Genomic DNA, 14,986 nt, shown 5'->3' on the forward strand with positions numbered 1-14,986 from the left:
GGAGATAGATAAGATTACGGGATCGAGCCCTGGCGAGATATAAGTTCTTATATATCAAAGAAGCACCCCCGAGTGGAGTGCCCATTGTGTGATCATCATACGTATGGATCATAGCGCCAATCTCAAGGAGAAGCATGGCATGCGTTGGACGACCTTACATGGTTTTGAGAAGGTCACGTTGCAGGCGATGCTAGTTTTTGCATCCATGAATTTTAAGAAATTAGCCGTCTGGCTTTGAAATTCTGGCGGCACGTAGGCTTACTTGTTCACTCTTAAGGCAGCTTCAGTTCCTTGATCTCTCCGCCTGCCGCCGAGATGAAGAGGAGCCGATCCCCATAAGCCCATGCGCCGGCGACCGCATCGGCCACCGCTAAGCGGAGCTCGCCGCTGCCGCCCAGGATCTTGAGTCCGTAATCGCCTCCCTCGGCAAGGTTGCAGAGAATGGTGCCGTTCAAGAACTGGACGCTGACTATGCCATCCCCCAACACCAGTTCGTCCGCTCTGGATGATTCCGCCTTGTATAACTTCAGGGTGTCGTGCGTACCTGGTGAGGTATAGAACAGATTGCCGTCCACGACCTCGAACATCAGGACTCCTTGATCGGATTGCTTCTCTTCGCCTGATCCGTCCAGTTGGGCTGAGTACAGAAGTTGATCCCCGGATTTTACATAATAGAGCTTGTTATCGATAATCTTGAAGCTTTGCACATCTGCGTCCACCACGCGTACGGTCTTGTTCGTCTTGAGATTGACCCGGTAGATTCGATTCAGGCGGTCCGGCTGGTCCGGGTCCGGAGAAGCCATTACATACACCTCATCGCCGATAACCGTAGTTGAAGTATCGCCGCTGTAAGAACGACCACCGTCATTGGAAGAAATATGCCAGCCGTAGTAGAGCTTCGGATCCCCTGCGGCATGATCGTAAGTCCTCTGCTCTCCTTGGGGCATGAGGTACAATCCTCCCGCCTGCGGCGGTACTCCATGGCTGATCACCAGCGTTCCTAAGGAGGTTTCCCTGTAATCCAAATATCCCTGTTGCTCTACATTCCCCTTGCCATCCGGACCCACCCTGCCATATACGTCCGATCCCATAATGGCTCCGCCGCTGTGGTAAGAGAAATGCAGCTCCTCTTTCACTACCCGGAACCTCAGCGACTTGTTGATCCCGTAGCCCGTATCGGCCTTATAGGAATAAACCGGCTCTCGAGCCTTCAAGTCCGTTTCCGGGCTGCGGTAGATGTGATAGTACTTATCCTTGAGCTCGGTGTAATAATAATACCCTTTGAAAAAAGCCACTTCCTGTTCCCCTGCCGATGCGGGAAGGTTCAAGACCTCCACCTTCGGATTATCGGAAGTGATCGAAAGTCCCGCCACGGCGTCCCAGCGGTAATCCCAGCCGAATTCGTCATGAGCGAATTTCCAGGTCAACGGGAAGTACGTGATGTTGTTGAATAGGAGAAGCGGATACGCTTCTTTGGCATTATCCACCTCTTTGCCGTTGATCGTTACCGGGAAAAAGGGTACGGCGGCTTTCGCCGATGCACGACTGCGGGTGTCCGAGGCATAAGGCGCGTACGAGGAGGTGACGCTTCCTTTACCGATGCTCAGCCCCTTCTGGGCGCTCCACCCTGTCTCCAGGCCGAGCAGCCGGCTGTCATACCAGGTGATCGGAACATAAGTGATATCCTTGTATACCAGAAGCGGGTACTGTCTATATTCACTCTTTACCTCGCTGCCGTTGAACTTCACGGTGAACTTCGGCAGTGTAACTGTAACATGGGAATCCTCCGCCCAGCCCTTGCTCGGAAACCCGACCAGACTCAACCCCACTACCGTGGCTGCGATTGTCATTGTCATCTTGCTTTTCACCTGATCTCGCTCCTTTCGCCTGATCTCGCTGTACTTCAGACGCAGGCGTTGGAGCTTTTGTTTCGGCAGGGCCGGAATTGAAGTTTGCAAAAAAAGAACCGCCGGTGTAAGCACCGACGGCCCTTCGCAAAATCCTTATACGATCCTGTAGCCTTTCCCTTCAATAGCATCCCGGATCGAGTTCATATCCACACGGCTTTCGTCATATTCCACCCGTACAGTCTGGCTTGCCAGATCCACCTGTCCCTCGGCCCCGATATTCCGCAGTGCACCTTCCACGGAATCCGCACAGCTCTCGCAGGTCATGCCCGCTACCCTCAATCTGGCTTCACTCACTCGTTCTTCGCTCCTTTGGCTTGCTTGTTTTTTCCACCATGCCTTAGTGTAGCTCGAAGGGCTCTTCCCCATTCATCGGGTCGGACAGGAATTGGTACCTGTACCTGCACCATCTGCCGATACGTTCCCGGTGAGGAAATTGAGCTTGAGCGGTGCGCCGTAGGTTACTGTGAATCGGCGCGATTGCTTCTGAGCACGCCGCAACCAAAAAAACCGTCAGCCCAAATGGCCGACGGTCCCTACTTCATCTATGTTACTTCAGATCCTGCATCGCCACATGGTCCATGTCGGAGAACTCTTGATTCTCACCGGCCATAGCCCAGATGAAGGTGTAGTTGCTTGTGCCTACGCCGCTGTGGATCGACCAGCTCGGGGAGATCACGGCCTGCTCGTTGCGCAGGACCACGTGGCGGGTTTCGGTAGGCTCGCCCATCAGGTGGAACACGACGCCGTCTTCCGGCATATCGAAGTACAGGTATACTTCGGAGCGGCGGTTGTGCGTGTGGCATGGCATCGTATTCCACATGTTGCCCGGCTTCAGCAGCGTCATGCCCATTACGAGCTGACAGCTTTGTACGCCGTTCAGGTGGATGTATTTGTAGATCGTACGCTCGTTGGAGTTCGTGATCGAACCGAGATGCGCCGGCTCCGCTTCGGAGATCGCGACCTTCTGGGTAGGGTAGTTCTTGTGCGCCGGCGTGGAGCTGAGGTAGAAGCGGGCAGGATTCGCCGCATCCGCGCTCTCGAAGAGCACTTCCTTGTTGCCGAGGCCCACGTACAGGCAGTCTTTGCTGTCCAGCGCGTACTCCGTGCCGTCCACCGTGACTTTGCCTGCCGCGCCGATGTTGATGATCCCGATCTCGCGGCGCTCGAGGAAGTAGTCCGCCCCCATATCATGCTTGTCGGCTTCGAGCTTGATCGGCTCTCTCGTCGGAATGACGCCGCCCGTAATGAAACGGTCCACGTGGCTGTACACCAGGTTGAGCTGGCCTTCTACGAACAGGCTCTCGATCACATATTCGCTGCGCAGACGCGCGGTATCGTACGTTTTGGCTTCTGTCGGGTTCGTGGCATAACGGATTTCCATAGACATGAATGATTCCTCCCGGGTATGTAATGCTTTCATGAGTTCATTATAATACGAATGTTCATTTCAGTTCAAATAAAATATATGTGAACCTATTCGAACCGATCTAAGCATAGCAAGCGGCCGGTCAGAACCCGGCTGCCGCCCGAGCGGTATCCCGCTGTTCACCCCCGCTGAATCCGTACTCCCGCCGCCGCGTACCTCGCCGCCGTGTCTTCCGCCAGTCCCTCGTCCGTTACAATCGTCCCGATCTCGCCCAGCTTCGCGAAGGTCATGAGCGCCGCCTTGTCGAACTTGCTGTGGTCGGCCACGCAGAACGCTTCCTTCGCCGAAGCGATCATCGCCCGCTTTTGTTCCACATGCGAGTGGGTGAATACGGTGAAGCCGTATTCCGTATGGATGCCGGTCGTCGACAGGAACGCCTTCTGCACATTGAGCCGGCGCAGGAACGCGCCCGCCTCTTCGCTCACGAGCATGTTGCGGCTGCGGAATCCGCCCGGCACCACGAGCCGGATCTGATCTTTCTTGATCAGTTCGGCGATAATATAGAGATCATTCGTGATGACGGTCAGCGGCGCGTTATCCAGCATCCGGGCCATCTCGAGCGTCGTACTGCCGCTGTCGAGCGCGATGATATCGCCCCGTTCGACAAAACGCAGCGCCGCCACGGCCGTGCCGTGCTTCTCATCCGAATGGCGGCCGGTCGCCGGCTGGCTGCCGAGCAGCCCGGAATACCCTTCGTTCGCGAGGACGGCTCCCCCGTGGGTACGGTGAAGCAGGCCTTTTTCCTCCAGCTTCTCGAGATCCTGGCGGATCGTCTTGCCGGTAACCTCCAGCCGGGCGGCCAGATCCGCCACCGACACCTCGCCGTGCGCCATGAGCAGCTCCATGATTTTTTCGTACCGTTTGATGGCTGTCACTACCCAGCGCACTCCTCTCCGTCTTAGGTCTAGCAGACTCTCCGGACTCTCAAATGAACCCAAATGAACCATACCGCACCCTAGTGCCTCCTATGGTAACACAGCTTGCAGCCCAAATCCATGATAAATGCCAAAACGACCGTGACGCTCCCCAGCTAAAGTGCTATAATATGGGCTAGTTAAAATCGAGTACAAATCCAGAAGATCGATGGAAGGATGGACCGTCATGAACCCTCTTGCCCAAAAGCTGAATGAGACGATTTCCAAGGAGGCTCCGCATGTGTACGACATGCTCTCCGATCTCGGGAAGCAGATTTATTTTCCAAAGGAGGGCATTCTGAGCCAATCCGCCGAAGCCAAGGCGAAGGCTAAGAAATTCAACGCAACGATCGGTACGGCGCTCGAGAACGGCCAGCCTATGCACCTGAAGGTCATCCAAGATACCCTGTCCGCGTACAACCCGAAGGACATTTATGAATATGCCCCTCCGGCGGGCAAGCCGGAACTCCGCACCGCCTGGCGCGCGAAGATGATCGAAGAGAATCCGTCGCTGAAGGGCAAAAGCCTTGGCAACCCAATCGCGACCAACGCCTTGACCCACGGCCTCAGCATCGTGGCCGACCTGTTCGCCGGCCCTGGCGACGCCGTGGTGATCCCGGACAAGAACTGGGAGAATTACGAGCTGACCTTCGGCATCCGCCGCGGAGCGGAGATCGTGACCTATCCGCTGTACGACAGCGGGCGCCGCTTCAATGCCGAAGCGCTGAAGGAAGCGCTCCTCGCGCAGAAGTCCAAGGGCAAGGCCATCGTCGTCCTCAACTTCCCGAACAACCCGACAGGCTATACGCCGGATGCCGAAGAAGGACGGTCCATCGTCGAAGCCATCCAGGAAGCGGCGGAAGCCGGCATCAACGTCGTAGCCGTAACAGACGATGCGTACTTCGGCTTGTTCTTCGAGAAATCCCTGCAGGAATCGCTTGCGGGTGCCCTCTCTAACCTGCATGAGCGTGTACTGTCGATCAAAGTGGACGGCGCGACGAAGGAAGAATATGTATGGGGCTTCCGTGTAGGCTTCATCACCTATGTCGGCCAACCGGAAGCGACGCTCGCCGCACTGGAGCAGAAGACGATGGGCATCATCCGCGCCACGATCTCGAGCGGTCCGCACCCTTCACAGACCTTCGTGCTGCACGCCCTGAAGTCCCCGGACTTCCCGAAGCAGAAGCAGGAGAAATTCGACATCATGAAGGGCCGCGCCAACAAGGTCAAAGCCCTGCTCGATTCCGGCAAATTCGGAGATGTATGGGACTACTACCCGTTCAACTCCGGCTACTTCATGTGCCTGCAGCTCAAGACCGTCGATGCTGAGACGCTCCGCGTCCACCTGCTCGACAAGTACGGGATCGGCACGATCGCCCTCGGGGCAACCGACCTGCGCGTCGCCTTCTCGTGCATTGAAGAAGAGAACCTCGAAGAGCTCTTCGAGACGATCTATCAAGGCGTGAAGGATCTCGGCAAGGTATCGGTGTAGCCGATAGCAGCGGGCCGGCCGGTAGATGAGCCGTCACGTGCGAACGGAATAACAACAAAAAGGAGTAAAGGACTCGTCGTCCTTTACTCCTTTTTTGTTGTTGCGCAGGGTTGCTGCGCGGGCTGCAAAAGAATCTCCCTGCAGCCAGCCGGGCTTCTGCTGTTCTCCTGCCGCTCCGCAAGTCTCCGGCCTTGGAACTTACGGCCAGCTTGCTTGCAGCTTGCACGGTTCAACGGTGCATTCCCCGAAGCTGCCCTGTCTGTCTCCCCTAGCACACCCCGGTTTCTACACCTATGCCGTGCTTGCCGTAGGCCGGACGACCATTTCGCTCACAAGAACATCGTCCGGGAGCTGCTGGCCGGCGGCCGCTAGACATACAAACGGCTTTAGGCAGTTTCAGGCTATGCAGAACCGGCAGGGGGGCCGCTTCTACTCTGCCGGGGAGCAGGCGCAGACAGCCCAAGCGGCATCCCCCGAAAATTCAGGAATGCCGCTTGTCGTGCTCTTGGGACAGGAGCGCTTTATTCCCCCGCCCCCGTATATCTCTCCGCCAGCCGGAGCAACTCTTCTTTGCCCCTGCTGCCGGTCAGCTCCAGCACGATAACCTGCCCATCGCCCGTCTTGTAGGCCAGGTGGAGCTGATTCTCTCCTTCGGCAGCCAGGAACAGGCCCAGCTGTCGGTCGGTCTCGATCACTCTCTCCCACCCGCCGACATAGTTCATAGATAGCGTATGCGACTTCCGGACGGCTTGGGTCATAGGCAGATCCAGACTCTGCCGGACCACCGTCCACTCGCCTCCCTGCTCATAGAGATCATAGACCCCGCCGAGCCACGGAGCCTCCTTCGGCGAACCCGGTGCCGCTCCACTCCCGGGCCCGGCAGCCGCAGGTACGACAGCAAACGAACGAAGAGGCGCCTCGCCCGGAGAAGACGGCCGCAGATAAGGATTAAGTGACCGTCTGGCCTCCTCCAGTGACACTGCTTTCCAGGCTGCCGAACGGTTCTCGAGCACCTCCCGCAGAAGTTCCCTCAGCACCGGTCCCTCCTTCCCCGGCTGCGCAGGACTCTCGCCGCTCTCCGTCACCTTGACCGGGATGCCGTTCCAGCGGGTCTCGTATACGGCCGCCGCGCTTACCGTTACTGCGGCTATCAACAGAAGTCCCAGCGCTATCCCCCCTGCCCTGCGGGTAGTCCGGCCCAGCCCGCGCGTCACGCCAGCTGAGGGATTCAGGCCATCCCTATGCGAGTGCAGGGCATGTATTCTCCGCATGACGCGGTCCGTGACATCGACCTCCGGCAGTTCGGTTCTTCGCAGCTCCTTCTCCAGCTCATTGCAGTTCGTATCGATGCCCATATCCCTTTTCCCCCTCCCGTATTCTCTGCTCCTTCACCTTGGCTCTCACCCGTTCGAACCGCTTGCGTGCGGCAGCCGCACTCGATCCCAGCAACCGGCCGATGTCCTCGAAGGACCGGTCCTCGAATACCCGGAGAATCAGGATCTCCTTCTCCTTGGCGGACAGCCCCTGCAGAAGCTCCAGCTGGCTCTCTGCGCTTCCGCTGTATACCGCTTCGGCACTCTTCTCTTCGGATCGGCCTCCGAGCAAAGGCATAAGCAGACGCCAGCGCTGCTTTCGCCGGAGCAGACTCCGGCAGTGGTTCGAAGCGATAGCATACAGCCACGTGCCGAACGAGCCGTCATACCGGTACGACTCCAGATGAAGATACGCTTTGAAGAAAATCTCCTGGAGGGCATCCTCCGCTTCCAGCCGGTCGCCGAGCATCCAATAGCAGAATCTATGGATTCGCCGCTGATACTTGCCGATGACCCCGGCAAAGGCATCCGGTTGGCCTCCCCGCACCTTCGCAAGCAGCCCGTCCACGTCCCATTCGTCTCCCGGCTCCATCCTTGGCCGCCTCCCTTCTCTTTTTGAACCAAGCTTCACCTTATATAACTCCCGGCGCACCCAGAATGTGACATAGTGACAGGCAGCACAAAAAAGACCAAGCCGTATTGCTCCCTGCGGCTTGACCTTCGTTCGCCTGGGCCACGGCTCTATCCCCGTCTGGGGTCCAGCCCGTTGTCGGACCTTCGGCTGTTTTGTATTCCTTCTGCGGACGGCATAATGGAGGAAAAGGTACCGAAGAGGAGATGAGAATATGAATAAAACGATAATATCTTCCCTGCTTTCCGCCATACTCGCTGTAAGCGCTGTCGGTGTCTCCATGCCTGCTGCTTCCGCCGCCCCTGCTGCAGCACCCGCCGGCAGCAATGAAGGCAGCAATATCCCCGCCTCCAAGGAAGCAGGCAAGACCGTCCTGCCCGCGCTGGACCTTGCCTTGGTGAGCCGAGCCATGGCCGGGCTGCCCAATAAGGATGCTACGGCGGCCCTCGTCTTCGTGGGAACCCCGTCGGAGAGCTGGATGGGAGCCTCGGGCGTATCGGATATCCGCACGAAGACGCCCGCCCGGGCGGACGGGCGATTCCGCATCGGCAGTATCACCAAGGTCTTCACCGCGGCCGTCGTTCTCCAGCTCGCCGCCGAAGGCAAGGTCGATCTGGAGCAGCCGATCCAGACCTATCTGCCGGGCCTGCTGCCCGAAGCTTATCCGCCCGTCCGGGTAGGCCAGCTGCTCAATCATACGAGCGGCCTTCCCAGCCCCAAGCTGCCCGAGGGTATCAAGGAATCGGATCTGCCGGGCATCCACTGGACCCCGAAGGAGGTCGTAGGGCTGGCCGTGAATCAGCCCATGGAATTCGAGCCGGGAACCCGGCAGCATTACGTCAATATCAATTACTTCCTGGCCGGTCTGCTCATCGAGGAAATCACGGGGAACACTTACGAAACGGAAGTGGAGTCCCGCATCATTGCTCCTCTCCACTTGTATGACACCTACCTGCCGGGCAGCGATATCCGGATCCTCGGGACGCACGCCATGGGGTACCAAGCGGTAGAGCAAGACGGCGTGACGCAGCTCGAGGATGTGACCGAAGGCAGCCAATCGTTCACCTGGGCCGCCGGTCAGATCATCTCCACCACCTCGGACCTCGATAGCTTCATGACTGCGCTATTCGGCGGGCATGTGGTTCCTGCAGCTCAGCTGGAGCATATGTTCACCGTACCGGAAGTACCCCTATGGAGTGCGGACGGTAAGGATGCGGGGCCGGCGACGATGAGCATGGGAATGTCCCGCGCCGTCATCCAGGGCATCGCCTTCTGGGGCAAGACGGGGGCGAGGCCCGGCTACGCGAACGGCATGTTCGCCACCCGCGATCTCGAGCGGCGTGTCGTCTATTCCGTGAATTCGACAGATGCCAAGGGAGCCGGCGAGAACAAGCTCGGGCTGCGGATCGCGATGTCCGCCTTCGGCGCCCAGCCCAAGCCTGCGCCTTAATCCCACCACAATATGAGATAGCCGGCTTCACCGATCAGCTCTTCTAATGCCTCCAGGCTGCCCACGCCCTGATCGACAATATCGGGGCAGAATTCGTATAGTTCCTGGCAGAAGGCCGGGAGATCATCCGGGATGTGCAGAAGATCGAAGCCTACCGTATCATTGGAAGCTTCCAAGATCCGGATACCATAGCGAGCATGGAACGACTTCAGCTTGCGGATAATTTCTTCCGTCGTCATGTCGTAGTTGCCCGCGTCCGTTCCCGCATGCTCTACGATGGCGAATGGATCGCTGCCAGGGCCGATCACCACTTCGGTACCTTTCCTCCCCTCTCGATGAGAGGCGTAATGCCTGGTTCCCGCGAAGGCCACCAGTCCCGGCCCGAGCTTAGCCTGAAGCCCGTAGACCCAGCGCAGGGCCTCGGCATGGTCCGCGATGACCGACAGGCAGCCCGTGTTCCGGTTACTGCCATACCACGCCTTAGTCACATAGGCTGCCGGCTCTTCACCGCTCAGCTGCTTCAGCACCTTCGCGCCTTCTTCTATCGTACGTATCTCACCCTTCCCGGCAAAAAACTCGGGCGACCCGCGCCGGAACGCCGTGAGGCTCCCGGCAGGACATGGCCATCCTTACCGCTCCAGCCATGATGATCTTTCATATATCCGATCAGCCATGCACCGCCCCAAACGATGAACGTTAGGGCGATCCACATCGTCATTGTCCACGTCGTCATTTCTGTTCTCCCATCCCTAAGTCGTCTAACCAACAAAGACCCTCCCGGCTCCATCTGCCGGAAGGGTCTTCTGCTGCCAAATGTCCTACATCAACCGCCGCCGCCGCAGCGCCGCATTGCGGTCGCGGCAGGCGCCGTGCAGCCCGCCGGGACGCCAGCGGTCATCGTCGTCATCGAGATACTCCTCGTAGTCCTCCAGCAGCGTATCGGTTACCGGTTCCTGCTTCTCGTCGATCGGCATGCCTCGTTCATCCTCCCTGCACGCTGGACCCAATCCGGTCAGATCAACAGATTGAACAGATTCGGATCCTTGTTGATTTCGCTGAACTGCAGGCCGCGCTGGATCATCCGTTCGGTCAGCGGGCCGTAGTCGTCCTTGTGCTTGAGCTCGATACCCACCAGCGCGGGCCCGTTCTCTTTGCTCGTCTTCTTCGTGTACTCGAAGCGCGTAATATCGTCGCTGGGGCCGAGCACATATTCGAGGAATTCGCGCAGGGCGCCGGCGCGCTGCGGGAAGTTCACGATGAAATAATGCTTCAGTCCTTCGTAGATCAGCGAGCGCTCCTTGATCTCCTGCATCCGGTCAATATCATTGTTGCCGCCGGAGATAATGCAGACGACCGTCTTGCCGGCGATCTGCTCGCGGTAGAACTCCAGGGCGGCAACCGTGAGTGCGCCAGCCGGTTCCGCCACGATCGCATTCTCGTTGTAGAGCTCGAGGATGGTCGTACATACCTTGCCTTCGGGCACGACGACGATGTCGTCAACGACGCTGCGGGTGATGCCGTACGTGAGCTCGCCGACCCGCTTCACCGCGGTGCCGTCCACGAACTTGTCGATCTCGCCGAGCGTGACGACCTCGCCCGCTTGGAGCGACTGGGTCATCGACGGGGCGCCGGTCGTCTCGACACCGATCACCCGGGTCTGCGGCGAGATGCTCTTGACGTAGCTGCCGACGCCCGAGATCAGGCCTCCGCCGCCGATACCCGCGAAGACAAAGTCCACCTGCTCCCGCAGGTCGTTCATCAGCTCGAGGCCGACGGTTCCCTGCCCGGCCACTACCTTGTGGTCGTCGAACGGATGGATGAACGCGACGCCTTCCCGCTGGCCGTAAGCCACTGCCTCGCGCAGCGCATCGTCGAACGTATCGCCTGTCAGCACCACTTCGACGAAAGCCCCGCCGAACAGCTTCACCTGCGAGATCTTCTGCCTCGGTGTCGTCGCCGGCATGAAGATGTGTCCCGGAATGCCCAGTGCTTTGCAGGAGTAGGCCACGCCTTGGGCATGGTTGCCCGCGCTGGCGCAGACGACGCCCTTCTGCAGCTGCTCCTGAGAGAGACCGCGGATCATATTGTAGGCGCCGCGGATTTTGAACGAGCGCACGACCTGCAGATCCTCCCGCTTCAGATAGACATTGCAGCCGTAGCGTTCGGAGAGGATAAAGTTCTTCTGCAGCGGGGTATGCTGTACGACGTCCTTGAGCACATGGCTGGCTACGAGGATATCTTCAAGTTTGATGGGATTCGGATTCATGTGAGCGGATTCGTTCATAACGCGGGTTCCTCCAGCCGTTCCATATTTCATGTAGATGTCGGTTCATGCGAATTTCTATTCATTATACACCGAACCCTCCCCGTGTCCACCTTTTCCGCCCGATTCCCGGTGCCCATTTCCCCTGACATGGCAGAACAGCCCTCCCCGGGTGCCTAAGCGGCACCGGAAGAAGGCTGTTCCCGGCAGTTCTGCCTATTCTATAGGGAGAGAACCGTCTCTATCCAACTGGAGCTTATTGGATAATGAGCGTGTTCACTACGGAATTCTTGCCTCTCAGCTCGATGGAACGGCCGTTCACGAGCAGGCTGAGGTCCCCGGAGATGTAGAGATTGTTCGATACATTGTAGACGGCCGTCTGCGTCCCGCCATTCACCGATTGGTTGATGCTCACGGTGGCAATCTCGCCCTGGTTGTTCAGCGTGTAGCTGTTCAGGGTGCCCGTTACGCTGAAGTCGGAAACCGGGTTTGTCGTACCGTTCGCCAGCTTCGTCACTTCGACGTAGATTGCTTTGGAATTATACGTACGGATCATCACCTGGTCGCCGGCCAGCAGCGCGGATGCCGCTACACGTGCGCCGTTGCGGAAGATGAACGCACCTGCATCCAGCTCCACATTCACCGTCGTGTTGTTCGACAGCTTCACACCGATCACGTTGTTGCTTACGGCTGCCGTAACGGTCCCTTTGACGGATGCCTGATCCGGCAGCTGGGTGCCTGTACGGTCGAGCAGGGCAGCCAGCTCGGCACGGGTGACCGGCTTGTTCGGACGGAACGTGTTGTCCTCGTAGCCGTCAATGAGGTTCTTCTCGATCGCTACGGCGACATAGCCTACCGCACCGGCCGGGATCTGCGACGCATCCTTGTAAGGCAGCTTCGCGTTCATCTTCGTCTTCGCCTCACCCTGCAGCTTCAGCGCTTTGACGAGCAGCGTCGTCGCCCACAGGCGGTCCGCTTCCTTCTCCGGCTGCACCATCGTATCCGTCTCGGTGAAGAGGTCGTTCTGCAGCGCTACCGATACGTAACCCACCGCCCAAGGATATTTCGCTTCGAGCTTGTCGCTGTCCTTGAAGTTGAGGTCGGCTGACTTCGCTTCCGCCGATTCGGCTTGGTCGCGCAGGCCCATCAAGCGGACAGCTGCGGTAATCGCCTCGATACGGGTAATCGTCTTACGCGGTTGGAAGGTGCCGTCCTCGTAACCTTCGAATACCTGCTTGGAGGCCAGGGAGGCGATGTAACGCTGAGCCCATTCGACGTCGGAGCCTTTGAGATCGTCGAAGCTCAGTTTAATGTTGACGTTCACATCTTTGGAAGCCTTTACATTCCATGTCTTGTCATTATGCTTATTATCATTCTCATGCCCTTTGCCCTTGGAATCGGCAAAAGCCGCAGTAGAACCCCCCAGTACCATGGCCAGGGTCAAACCGGAAATAACGGACTTCTTGAATGTCTTCTTCATCGTCATTCTCCTCTTATATGAAGTTGGGGTTAAGTATGATGGAACTTGATTCAGAACGACCTTCGCGAAGTGTTCCGTGCTATACTACAGGATTTCGCCGGGGCGGAATGCTTTTGGGGGGTGCTTTTGATCGGGTACCGTAAAAATGTTAGACTGGTCTTCAGATACGCCAAGCGCCGCTCTGTCGGAGGCTTGGCGAGTAAGGGGAGCGTGGAACGGCAGCAATGAAGAAAAAAAGAAGCATGTTAACCGTCGGACTGCTCCTGCTCGCCTTGGTGGCTGTGGCCGCTGTAGCTTCGGTGATGTCCGGGCGGTTCGGCAGCAGCCCTCCGCAGACCGCGGCCGAACCTTCGGTAAAGGGGCAGAGCGACGGCGGCCGAACGGCGGGAACCTTGCCGGACGGACAAATGGATTCGGCCGGTACGGCCAAGGAAGCGGATCTTCCGGAGGAGAAAGTCGACATCGCCGTGATCGGCAGCGAGCTCGAAGGGCTCTACCTGGCGCGCGCCGCAGCGGATGAGGGTCTCAAGGTCAAGATCATCGATCCCCGGCCGGCCTTCGGCGGGCAGGTGCTCCAAGGCGAGATGCTCTTCCTCGACGAAACCCGGGATGAGCAGCACCGGCTGATGGTCCAGGGACGGGCGAAGGAGCTCTTCGACGGATTCCGGGCGGGCAAGATCCGCAAGCTGTCCGAATTCGGGCAGTATTTTGACAAATTGAAGAAGGACATACCGGTGGAGCAGGGCGTGAAGATCGATGCCCATCGGCTGACCGCAGGCAAGTTCGGCGGTGAGAGCAAGCTGGCGAGTCTCGATTACACGACAAAGGACGGCGCCAAGAAGCGCCTTACGGCCGCTTACTTCGTGGAGAACACCGATTACGCCGCGATCGTCTCGAAGCTCCAGGGCGCCGTACGGATGCCTGGCCTCGAAGCGTTCTATGGCCAGAAGGACATCGAGTACATGAGCGCCGGGTATATGATGAAGTTCAAGAATGTCGACTGGGCCAAGTTCCAGAGCAGCTTCGAGGCCATGACACCCAAGGAGCGCAGCGCCAAATACGGCTACGGCTCCGTCGACCACAGCTATGCCATCGGTCTCTCGGGCATGACCTCGAAGTACAAGCCGTCCAGCGACAGGCTGTTCCTGCGGGGCTTCAATGCCGTGCACCAGCGGGACGGCGAGGTGCTCATCAATGCCTTCCTCGTCTACACGGTGAATCCCGCCGATGACCAGTCCGTAGCCGAAGCCATGGAGCTGGGCAAGAAGGAGATGCCGCTGCTTCTGGAGCACTTCCGCCGCAACATCACCGGGTGGGAGCATGCTGAGTTGAACGGCTATCCGAGCTATCCGTATATCCGCGAATACAATCATTACGAAACGGATTATGTGCTGAAGGTGTCCGATATGCTCGGAGCCAGGATGTTCTGGGATAACGTCTCGATCGGCGGCTATCCGCTGGATCTCCAAGGAACCTCCGCGAACAAATGGGGCATCGAGATGGGCCGCCCCGACAAATACGGGATGCCGCTGCGCAGCTTCCTGCTGAAGAACTATGACAACGTCATTCTCGCCGGCAAGAACGTCGGCTCCTCCGCCATCGCTTACGGCAGTGCGCGGATCCAGCCGAACACGAGTCTCGCGGCCGAGTCCATCGGCGTAATTCTCGGACAGATTCAAGGCAAGAAGACGCTGCGGGACGTGGGCGAAGCGGATATGCCGGCCCTGCACGCCTACCTGGCGAGCAAGTATGCGATCAAGCTTACCGGCGTTACCGGCCGCAGCAAGATCGAAGGCTGGACCGCAGAGGAGATCGCGAAGCTCGATACCGGGGAGATCGTATATCCATCCTATATTCAAAAAAGGAAGAAATAAGCAGCATTCAAGGGATTTCCAAGGAATACCGAAGGTTCCGCATCGCTCATACTGTATAGAGCGGTGTGGAGCCTTTTTTAGCGATCCTAGAATGTATATCTCGCCTGAGCTCGACCCCGTAATCTGCTATTTTTTAATAAACGCGCATCGTCCTTTCAAAGGGATGCGAAGCCGTTTTTCTTGTTTTTGACAGAGCTTCCCTGCCTGCAGTACAATCAATTAGTTCAAACCTT

13 protein-coding genes and 1 pseudogene are annotated in these 14,986 nt (G+C 58.1%); 4 read left to right on the forward strand and 10 right to left on the reverse strand.

Annotated elements, in window-relative coordinates:
• Positions 1–115 precede the first annotated feature (115 nt).
• Positions 116–238 (forward strand): annotated as a pseudogene (locus O9H32_RS06915) (transposase); the annotation flags it as partial.
• 34 nt (positions 239–272) lie between these two features.
• Here the strand turns inward: O9H32_RS06915 and O9H32_RS06920 are convergent.
• From O9H32_RS06920 to O9H32_RS06935, 4 genes are all read right to left on the reverse strand, one after another.
• Complete coding sequence (locus O9H32_RS06920; protein WP_269865178.1) at positions 273–1,856, reverse strand: DUF5050 domain-containing protein; 1,584 nt, start codon at positions 1,854–1,856, stop codon at positions 273–275.
• A 147-nt stretch (positions 1,857–2,003) separates the two neighbouring features.
• Complete coding sequence (locus O9H32_RS06925) at positions 2,004–2,204, reverse strand: heavy-metal-associated domain-containing protein (RefSeq protein ID WP_014370947.1); 201 nt, start codon at positions 2,202–2,204, stop codon at positions 2,004–2,006.
• 253 nt (positions 2,205–2,457) lie between these two features.
• The gene (gene kduI / locus O9H32_RS06930; protein WP_269865406.1) at positions 2,458–3,291 is read right to left on the reverse strand and encodes a 5-dehydro-4-deoxy-D-glucuronate isomerase; all 834 of its coding nucleotides are present in this window, start codon (positions 3,289–3,291) and stop codon (positions 2,458–2,460) included.
• A gap of 164 nt (positions 3,292–3,455) precedes the next feature.
• Positions 3,456–4,211: a DeoR/GlpR family DNA-binding transcription regulator gene (locus O9H32_RS06935; protein WP_269865180.1), complete on the reverse strand. Its 756-nt coding sequence runs from the start codon at positions 4,209–4,211 to the stop codon at positions 3,456–3,458.
• A gap of 226 nt (positions 4,212–4,437) precedes the next feature.
• On the opposite strand from O9H32_RS06935, the gene O9H32_RS06940 reads away from it, so the two are divergent.
• On the forward strand, positions 4,438–5,742 hold the full coding sequence (locus O9H32_RS06940) for an aminotransferase class I/II-fold pyridoxal phosphate-dependent enzyme (RefSeq protein WP_269865181.1): 1,305 nt from the start codon (positions 4,438–4,440) through the stop codon (positions 5,740–5,742).
• A gap of 521 nt (positions 5,743–6,263) precedes the next feature.
• Here the strand turns inward: O9H32_RS06940 and O9H32_RS06945 are convergent.
• Both O9H32_RS06945 and O9H32_RS06950 read right to left on the reverse strand, forming a co-directional pair.
• A complete protein-coding gene (locus O9H32_RS06945; RefSeq protein ID WP_269865182.1) occupies positions 6,264–7,097 on the reverse strand; it encodes a hypothetical protein in 834 nt (277 codons plus the stop codon).
• Positions 7,072–7,647, reverse strand: coding sequence for an RNA polymerase sigma factor (locus O9H32_RS06950; RefSeq protein ID WP_269865183.1), 576 nt, complete (start codon positions 7,645–7,647; stop codon positions 7,072–7,074). Before O9H32_RS06950 ends, O9H32_RS06945 begins: the two co-directional genes overlap by 26 nt.
• A 253-nt stretch (positions 7,648–7,900) precedes the next feature.
• Between O9H32_RS06950 and O9H32_RS06955 the strand changes: the two genes are divergently transcribed.
• Positions 7,901–9,136, forward strand: a complete 1,236-nt coding sequence (locus O9H32_RS06955) for a serine hydrolase domain-containing protein (protein WP_269865184.1) — start codon at positions 7,901–7,903, stop codon at positions 9,134–9,136.
• Here the strand turns inward: O9H32_RS06955 and O9H32_RS06960 are convergent.
• From O9H32_RS06960 to O9H32_RS06975, 4 genes are all read right to left on the reverse strand, one after another.
• Complete coding sequence (locus tag O9H32_RS06960) at positions 9,133–9,663, reverse strand: DUF4253 domain-containing protein (protein WP_269865185.1); 531 nt, start codon at positions 9,661–9,663, stop codon at positions 9,133–9,135. The two genes, O9H32_RS06955 and O9H32_RS06960, sit on opposite strands and share 4 nt — an antisense overlap.
• A 291-nt stretch (positions 9,664–9,954) precedes the next feature.
• The gene (locus O9H32_RS06965) at positions 9,955–10,143 is read right to left on the reverse strand and encodes a hypothetical protein (RefSeq protein ID WP_269865186.1); all 189 of its coding nucleotides are present in this window, start codon (positions 10,141–10,143) and stop codon (positions 9,955–9,957) included.
• Positions 10,144–10,148: 5 nt separating this feature from the next.
• On the reverse strand, positions 10,149–11,420 hold the full coding sequence (gene ilvA, locus O9H32_RS06970; protein ID WP_269865187.1) for a threonine ammonia-lyase IlvA: 1,272 nt from the start codon (positions 11,418–11,420) through the stop codon (positions 10,149–10,151).
• 235 nt (positions 11,421–11,655) lie between these two features.
• Entirely contained in the window at positions 11,656–12,879 is a 1,224-nt protein-coding gene (locus tag O9H32_RS06975) for an S-layer homology domain-containing protein (RefSeq protein ID WP_269865188.1), read from the reverse strand.
• A gap of 224 nt (positions 12,880–13,103) precedes the next feature.
• On the opposite strand from O9H32_RS06975, the gene O9H32_RS06980 reads away from it, so the two are divergent.
• Positions 13,104–14,753, forward strand: coding sequence for an FAD-dependent oxidoreductase (locus O9H32_RS06980; RefSeq protein WP_269865189.1), 1,650 nt, complete (start codon positions 13,104–13,106; stop codon positions 14,751–14,753).
• The last annotated feature ends 233 nt before the right edge of the window (positions 14,754–14,986 follow it).

Origin of the sequence: Paenibacillus caseinilyticus (assembly GCF_027533645.1) — a bacterium.
Taxonomy (GTDB): Bacteria; Bacillota; Bacilli; order Paenibacillales; family NBRC-103111; genus Paenibacillus_G; species Paenibacillus_G caseinilyticus.